Raw genomic sequence first — 7219 nt, forward strand, 5'->3', positions numbered from 1 at the left:
CGGAGTTTCCAGCCATGATACAAAATTTACCCAATTTACTATTGTGACCAATTTGTACTAAATTATCAATTTTACAACCATCTCCCAAAATAGTAGAACTAAATTTTCCTCTATCTACACAAGAATTTGCTCCAATTTCTACACCATTACCAATTATAACATTTCCTATTTGTGGAATTTTAACTAATCCTCTTTCTGGATCTGGACGGAAACCAAAACCATCAGCACCAATAGTCGCATTTGGATGAATAATACAATGACTTCCAATATGGCAACGCTCACGAATTACTGTTCCAGACCAAATGGTGGTTTGATTTCCAATCGTGCTTTCATCTAAAATGGTTACGTTGGGATAAATAATTACGTTTTCTCCAATAATTACATTAGGACCAATATACACCCCTGCTCCTATTTTTGTATGATTTCCGATAGTTGCTGAAGCATCAACAACTGCTGTGGGATGAATCGCTACAGAAAAAATAGGTGTCGGTGGAGCGAACATTTCCAATACTTGCGACATCGCCAAATCGGCGTTTGACACTTTAATAAAAGCCCGATTTTCACCTGGTCCAATAGCTATATCTTGATTTACAACTGCTACACAAGCTTTAGAATCCGACCAAAATTTTTCGTATTTTTTATTTCCAATAAAAGAAATTTCTGTGTCTTTTGCTTCTTCTAATTGTTCTGGAGCGGTAATAATTGTAGTTGTATTTCCAACAATTTCTCCTTTTAATACCTGATTTATTTCTTGAATAGTATATGTTTTCATCTAATATAATAGTTAATGATTTAATCATAAATATTTTGCACTAATTTACATCAAAACTAATTAATATGAAAATTTTAAAATTGTACTAGCAGAATTGTGAAGCATAATTTCGAATTGAAAACGACAAAAAATTATTTTCCTCTTGGATGAAAAGTGTGCATTACATCTGCTAAAAATTTTCTGTCTAAATGCATATAGACTTCTGTAGTCGTAATTGATTCGTGACCCAACATCAGTTGGATAGAACGTAAATCGGCACCATTTTCTAATAAATGTGTCGCAAAAGAATGTCGAAAAGTATGTGGTGAAATCGTTTTTTTTAACTCTATTTTCAATGCTAAATCCTTAATAATTGTAAAAACCATAGCGCGAGTAAGTTGTTTTCCTCTACGATTAAGAAACAACGTATCTTCATGCCCTTTTTGAATAGACAAATGGGTACGAATGAAGTTTTTATAGTTCAAAATTATTTTTTGCGTGGACAAACCAATAGGAACAAATCTTTGTTTGTTTCCTTTTCCAGTGATTTTCAAAAAACCTTCTTCAAAAAACAAATCGGATATTTTTAAGGTCACCAATTCAGAAACACGTAAACCACAACTGTATAAAGCTTCTAACATCGCTTTGTTTCGTTCACCTTCGGTAGAAGTTAAGTTTATCGCTTGAATTAATAAATCTATTTCTGCTGTAGAAAGTGTATCGGGTAATTTTCTGCCTGTTTTAGGGACTTCTATTAATTCTAACGGAGTATCCTTTCGATAATCTTCAAAAATTAAATAATTAAAAAAACTCTTTAAACCTGAAATTATTCTGGATTGACTTCGTGCATTAACTTGAGTAGAAATGGTATAAATAAATTGTTGGACCTGTTCGTCAGTAATTTTTATTGGAGTAACTTCTATGTTATTTTCTGTCAGAAAACCTACTAATTTTTCAACATCAAACGTATAATTCTGAATGGTATTAAGAGTCAATCCACGTTCCAAACGTAAATAATTTTGATATTCTTTTATGTAGGTATTCCAATTTGGCATTCCGGTTGAATTTAGGCTAAGATATAGCTTTCCGTTTTCTGTTGCAATACTTATTAAAATTAAGGCATAAAAAAAGCCCTACATTTCTGTAAGGCTTTGGGTGGAAGACCGGGCTCGAACCGGCGACCCTCGGTACCACAAACCGATGCTCTAACCAACTGAGCTACAACCACCATGTATAAATACGGGTGCAAATATAAGATTAAACTTTCTACTTGCAAAGAAAAAAATAAATATTTTACTTCAAATCCCCTAAACTATTGACGGTCAAATATCTTTCAACATTAAATCCTTCAGCGAATGCTACACCTACTAAACGCCCTAAATCCATTGCACGGTATTCAATACTATCTAAAAAGTTTTTTGAAGTAATTGGTGTATTGGGTTCATTAGAATTTGGATTATAAAACTGGGATTTATAAGCTTTTACCGCTTTCATTTTTACATCCATAAATTCGGAAACATCCACTACAAAATCGGGTTCAATAGTTTGCCATTGTATGTAATGATAGACCAATTTTGGTCGGTAATGCATTTGTTTTTCACCATTAAACTCAGTTTCTATTTTTGATAAACCTGATAAAAAACAAGCGTCACTAACTAATTTACTTCCTTTTTCGTGGTCGATATGTCTATCTGCAATAGCGTTACACAACACAATTTCTGGTTGGTATTTGCGAATCATTTTAATGATTTCCAATTGATGTGTTTCATCATTTACAAAAAAACCATCTCTGAAATTTAGATTTTCACGAATAGAAACACCTAAAATTTTAGCCGCATCTGTAGCTTCTTCATCTCTGGTTTGAGCCGTTCCACGAGTTCCTAATTCACCACGAGTTAAATCGATAATTCCAACTTTTTTACCTAAAGAAATTTCTTTGGCAATAGTTCCCGAACAACCTAATTCTACATCATCTGGATGCGCACCGAAAGCTAATATATCTAATTTCATATTTTTGGTTTAAAAGGTATTAGTTTATATGGTTAAAAGGTTTTACTAATAACATAAAACACTCAAAATCGTTTTGGCCTTATTTTCTGTTTCTATAAATTCTTTTTCGACTTGGCTGTCTTTTGTAATGCCGCAACCGGCGTAAATTGTTGTCACATCATTTTCAATTTCGCAACACCTCAAATTTACAAATAAATTCGTTAGTTCTTGAATCCGTAATTCACCTAAAAATCCGGAATAATATTTTCTATCATACTTTTCATTTTCTAAAATAAAATTTCTCGCGGCTTCTAATGGCATTCCACAAACTGCGGAAGTGGGATGCAACGCATGTATAATATCATTTTCACTACTATTCAACTTTAATTTCCCTGAAATATCTGATTTTAAATGTACTACATTTCCTGCTTTTTGCGTGTATGCTTTCGAAATTTGTATATTTTCAACTAAATTTTCTGTGCTATTTTTTATATAATCGGTAACCAATTGATGCTCTTCAACTTCTTTTTCTTGCCAAATTACGTTTTCTGAAACCACTTGCGTTCCTGCTAAAGAAACGGTTTCAAAAGTATGGTTATTAATTTTCGTTAATTGTTCTGGCGTGGCGCCCATCCATAATCCCACTTGAGGATGATACCACAAATATCGAAAAGCAGTTGGATACGTTTTTAAAAGTTTTTGATACGATTTTATAACATCTACAGATTGCGAAATTTCAATTTTACGAGACACAACTACTTTTTGAAACGTCCCGTTTTCAATTTCAGAAACCGCTTTTTGAACTAAATTTTCAAATGATTTTTGAGCGTTTTCATCAGAATTATGTTCTATATTAAAAGTTTGCTTTTCTATTTTATAAATCATTTCTTCCTGAAAAACTTCGGAATCCGTTAATGGAAAAACCACGTTTGTTGTATTATAAAAACCAGCAAAAACAAATCCATTTTGATTTTCAAACACGTGTAAAGTCGCATCTTTTTGAAAAATACCTTGCAAAATGGTTTCATTTGGCTTAGCATATACCACAAAAGGCAATTGATTTTGAAAATAAAAATCGGCTTTTTCTAACAAGTTCATTACTTAACTCTTCTTGATAAGACCATATTAGACAATTTACATAAAGAAATTAATTTATCATTTTCGTCTACAATTCTTATTTCCCATAAATGAATACTAGCACCTTTATGAATAATTTTAGCCGTACAAAAAACAGTTCCTTCTCGCTTACTACGCAAATGATTGGCACTGATTTCAATACCACGAACTTCTTGTTTTTCTGGGTTTATAAACATTAATGATGCGGCACTTCCCACACTTTCTGCTAAAGCAACTGTGGCACCACCGTGTAACAAGCCCATTGGCTGGTGCACTCTAGAATTGACTGGCATTTTAGCTGTTAAGAAATCTTCACCTGCATCAATATACTCGATTTCTAGCGTTTCCATTAATGTGTTTTTAGACCATTCGTTACAAAGTGCTAAAAATTTTTCTTTATTAAACATAAATAGTTATTTTTACAAAGTTACAAATTTATATTTCTATAAAAATATACCAAAACGAAGATTTTTTCGTTTTATATAATTATAAAAATTATAGCCACGAATTCTCGAATTAAAAATTTGTTCAAAAGTAATTCGTATCGCCTTTGTCGATAATTAATTCGAATTAAATTCAAATTTTAAGATTACAAAAATTCGGCAATTCGTGGCAAATAAAAAAACATAAATAAAATTAAAAACATGCGCCAATTTATACTTTTAATTAGCTTAATCACAACTTTTTTCTTCACTTCCTGTAGAAATGAACTTGATTTTGAACCGAGTATCGGCAACTTATCTTTTTCCAAAGAAACCGTTTATTTAGATACCGTTTTTACAAATATTGGGTCGAGTACTTATACATTAAAAGTGTATAACAAGAGTAATAAAAACATCTCTATTCCAAAAGTTAGATTAGGAAAAGGGCAAAGTTCAAATTACAGATTAATGGTGGATGGTGTGCCCGGAAAAGAGTTTGAAAATGTAGAACTTTTAGCCAAAGACAGTTTGTTTGTTTTTATCGAAATCACCTCAAATATTGTCAATGCTAATCCAACAGATTTTTTATATACGGATAGAATTGAGTTTGGTGAAACCAATAATTATCAAAAAGTAAATTTGGTTACTTTGATCCAAGATGCCATTTTTATTTACCCAGAAAGAACCGGTAGTCCAAATAATTTTACTTACGAACAAATTAATTTAGGTACAAATTCAGAACCCGCTAACATTACTGGAACCAATTTAAGCGAAACAGATGCAGTAAACGGAAACGAGCTGCATTGGACCAATACAAAACCTTATGTAATTTACGGTTTTGCAAAAATTCCTGAAACGAAAACACTAGTTATTGACCCTGGAACAAGGGTGCATTTTCATGCCGATTCTGGATTAATTGTAGGTGCAAACGCCCATTTAAAAGTCAATGGAAATTTATCTACAACTGACGATTTAGAAAACGAAGTGGTATTTGAAGGTGATCGTTTAGAACCAGATTACAGTGAAGTACCTGGCCAATGGTTAGCCGTATTATTTATGAATGGCAGTAACCAAAATATAATTAAAAATTTAACCATAAAAAATGCCACTGTAGGCATGTTAGTGCTAGGCAATGATGGAACCACTACTCCAACTATTGATATGATGAATGTACAAATTTATAATTGCGCCAACGTGGGAATTTTAGCCCGAACTGGAAATATAACTGGAAAAAATGTAGTGATTAATTATTGTGGTCAAGCCAGTTTAGCTTGTACTTATGGCGGAAGTTATGACTTTACACATTGTACGTTTGCCAATTATTGGAATTCACCAAATCAATCGAGTTTGGTTTTAACTAATGAAAATATAAGCAGCACGGTTCAAACTTCATTAACGCAAGCCAATTTTAAAAATTGTATTTTTTATGGTTCTAGTAATTACGGCATTGCCTTAGAAAAAACAGGAGCCGTTTTTAATTATAAATTTGATAATTGTTTAATCAAATTTGTAGATAACAACAATCAAATTGCTACGAATCCTTTGTACCAATTTTCTACCAATACAGCAAAATACGTAGGATGCATTTTTGCCACTAATTCAACGGCCAACAAACCTGAATTTAAAAACACGAGTATAAATGATTTTCGTATTAATGAAAATTCCATTTGCAGAAACAATGCCAATTTTGCCTATTCATTTCCATTAGATATCTTGGGTACAACTAGGACTAATCCGTCCGATATTGGTGCTTATGAATATTTACCATAAATTTAAAATTTAGAGCGGTTTTTACCGCTCTTTTTTTTTATACTTTAAGAAGAAAGTTTAACTTTGCATCAGAAACAACTAACACAACTGAAATCACATTCAGTTCAAGCAACTCAACTTTATGATTTTTTTCTTTGGAAACCAAAGCAATACCGTTTTTGCAGTTCAGTCTCAATCTGAAATTTCTACCGAAAACATCCAAAAACTAAACTGGTTATTTGGTGAAACCCAACAAATAAACAACAAAACAATTTCTGAAAATTTTGTAGGACCTCGAGCCGCAATGATTACGCCTTGGAGTACCAATGCCGTTGAAATTACACAAAATATGGGTATTTCAGGAATTATCAGAATTGAAGAATTTGAAAAAGTAAGTGCTGATTTCAAAGATTTTGATCCGATGTTGTTTCAAAAATATGCAGCACTACAACAAGATATTTTTACTATAAATATTGCACCCGAACCTATTTTAGAAATTGACGATATTTCGGCTTATAACAAATCAGAAGGTTTAGCGTTGAACTCTGAAGAAGTTGACTATTTAAATAATCTAGCAAAAAAATTAGGTAGAAAATTAACCGATTCTGAAATATTTGCCTTTTCACAAGCCAATTCAGAACATTGCCGTCATAAAATTTTCAACGGAACTTTTGTTATTGATGGCGAAGAAAAACCAATATCGTTATTCAAATTAATTAGAAAAACATCTGAAACCAATCCAAATGAAATCGTTTCAGCATATAAAGATAATGTGGCTTTTGTTAAAGGGCCAAAAGTAACCCAGTTTGCACCAAAAAGTGCAGACAAGCCAGACTTTTACGAAGAAAAGGAATTTGATTCGGTACTGTCATTAAAAGCAGAAACACATAATTTCCCTACAACTGTTGAGCCTTTTAACGGAGCTGCAACGGGTTCGGGAGGAGAAATTCGTGACCGTTTAGCAGGAGGACAAGGTTCGTTGCCTTTAGCAGGAACAGCGGTCTATATGACATCGTATTCTCGATTAAATGAAGAACGACCTTGGGAAAAAGACATGAAAGAAAGAGATTGGTTGTACCAAACGCCAATGGATATTTTAATAAAAGCCTCAAACGGTGCCTCCGATTTTGGAAATAAATTTGGACAACCGTTAATTACAGGTTCTATTTTAACTTTTGAACACCAAGAAGCA

Annotated in this window: 6 protein-coding genes, 1 tRNA gene and 1 pseudogene; 2 read left to right on the plus strand and 6 right to left on the minus strand. The window is 32.5% G+C overall.

All coding sequences use genetic code 11. From position 1 onward, the window contains the following. From lpxD to ACIQ2I_RS06770, 6 genes are all read right to left on the minus strand, one after another. The coding region (gene lpxD / locus ACIQ2I_RS06745; protein WP_396181667.1) for a UDP-3-O-(3-hydroxymyristoyl)glucosamine N-acyltransferase at nucleotides 1-772 on the minus strand (772 nt) is incomplete at its 3' end. 131 nt (nucleotides 773-903) lie between these two features. Continuing rightward, the gene (locus ACIQ2I_RS06750; RefSeq protein ID WP_396181668.1) at nucleotides 904-1806 is read right to left on the minus strand and encodes a tyrosine recombinase; all 903 of its coding nucleotides are present in this window, start codon (nucleotides 1804-1806) and stop codon (nucleotides 904-906) included. 98 nt (nucleotides 1807-1904) lie between these two features. After that, nucleotides 1905-1980 (minus strand) — tRNA-His (locus ACIQ2I_RS06755). A 64-nt stretch (nucleotides 1981-2044) separates the two neighbouring features. Then, nucleotides 2045-2761, minus strand: a complete 717-nt coding sequence (gene bshB1 / locus ACIQ2I_RS06760; protein ID WP_396181669.1) for a bacillithiol biosynthesis deacetylase BshB1 — start codon at nucleotides 2759-2761, stop codon at nucleotides 2045-2047. A gap of 45 nt (nucleotides 2762-2806) precedes the next feature. Further along, entirely contained in the window at nucleotides 2807-3838 is a 1032-nt protein-coding gene (locus tag ACIQ2I_RS06765; RefSeq protein ID WP_396181670.1) for an isochorismate synthase, read from the minus strand. Then, nucleotides 3838-4263, minus strand: coding sequence for a PaaI family thioesterase (locus ACIQ2I_RS06770; RefSeq protein WP_396181671.1), 426 nt, complete (start codon nucleotides 4261-4263; stop codon nucleotides 3838-3840). Before ACIQ2I_RS06770 ends, ACIQ2I_RS06765 begins: the two co-directional genes overlap by 1 nt. Nucleotides 4264-4500: 237 nt before the next feature. Here ACIQ2I_RS06770 and ACIQ2I_RS06775 point away from each other — a divergent pair, with 237 nt between their 5' ends. After that, on the plus strand, nucleotides 4501-6048 hold the full coding sequence (locus ACIQ2I_RS06775; protein ID WP_396181672.1) for a hypothetical protein: 1548 nt from the start codon (nucleotides 4501-4503) through the stop codon (nucleotides 6046-6048). Nucleotides 6049-6169: 121 nt separating this feature from the next. Further along, nucleotides 6170-7219, plus strand: a pseudogene (locus ACIQ2I_RS06780) (phosphoribosylformylglycinamidine synthase); the annotation flags it as partial.

Source organism: Flavobacterium sp. (genome assembly GCF_044368995.1).
GTDB lineage: Bacteria > Bacteroidota > Bacteroidia > Flavobacteriales > Flavobacteriaceae > Flavobacterium.

What these genes read in the sequence shown, in the direction of transcription:
- bshB1 (WP_396181669.1), bottom strand. Translation starts at nt 2,761, where the DNA reads ATGAAATTAGATATATTAGCTTTCGGTGCGCATCCAGATGATGTAGAA.
- ACIQ2I_RS06765 (WP_396181670.1), bottom strand. Translation starts at nt 3,838, where the DNA reads ATGAACTTGTTAGAAAAAGCCGATTTTTATTTTCAAAATCAATTGCCT.
- ACIQ2I_RS06770 (WP_396181671.1), bottom strand. Translation starts at nt 4,263, where the DNA reads ATGTTTAATAAAGAAAAATTTTTAGCACTTTGTAACGAATGGTCTAAA.
- ACIQ2I_RS06750 (WP_396181668.1), bottom strand. Translation starts at nt 1,806, where the DNA reads ATGCCAAATTGGAATACCTACATAAAAGAATATCAAAATTATTTACGT.
- ACIQ2I_RS06775 (WP_396181672.1), top strand. Translation starts at nt 4,501, where the DNA reads ATGCGCCAATTTATACTTTTAATTAGCTTAATCACAACTTTTTTCTTC.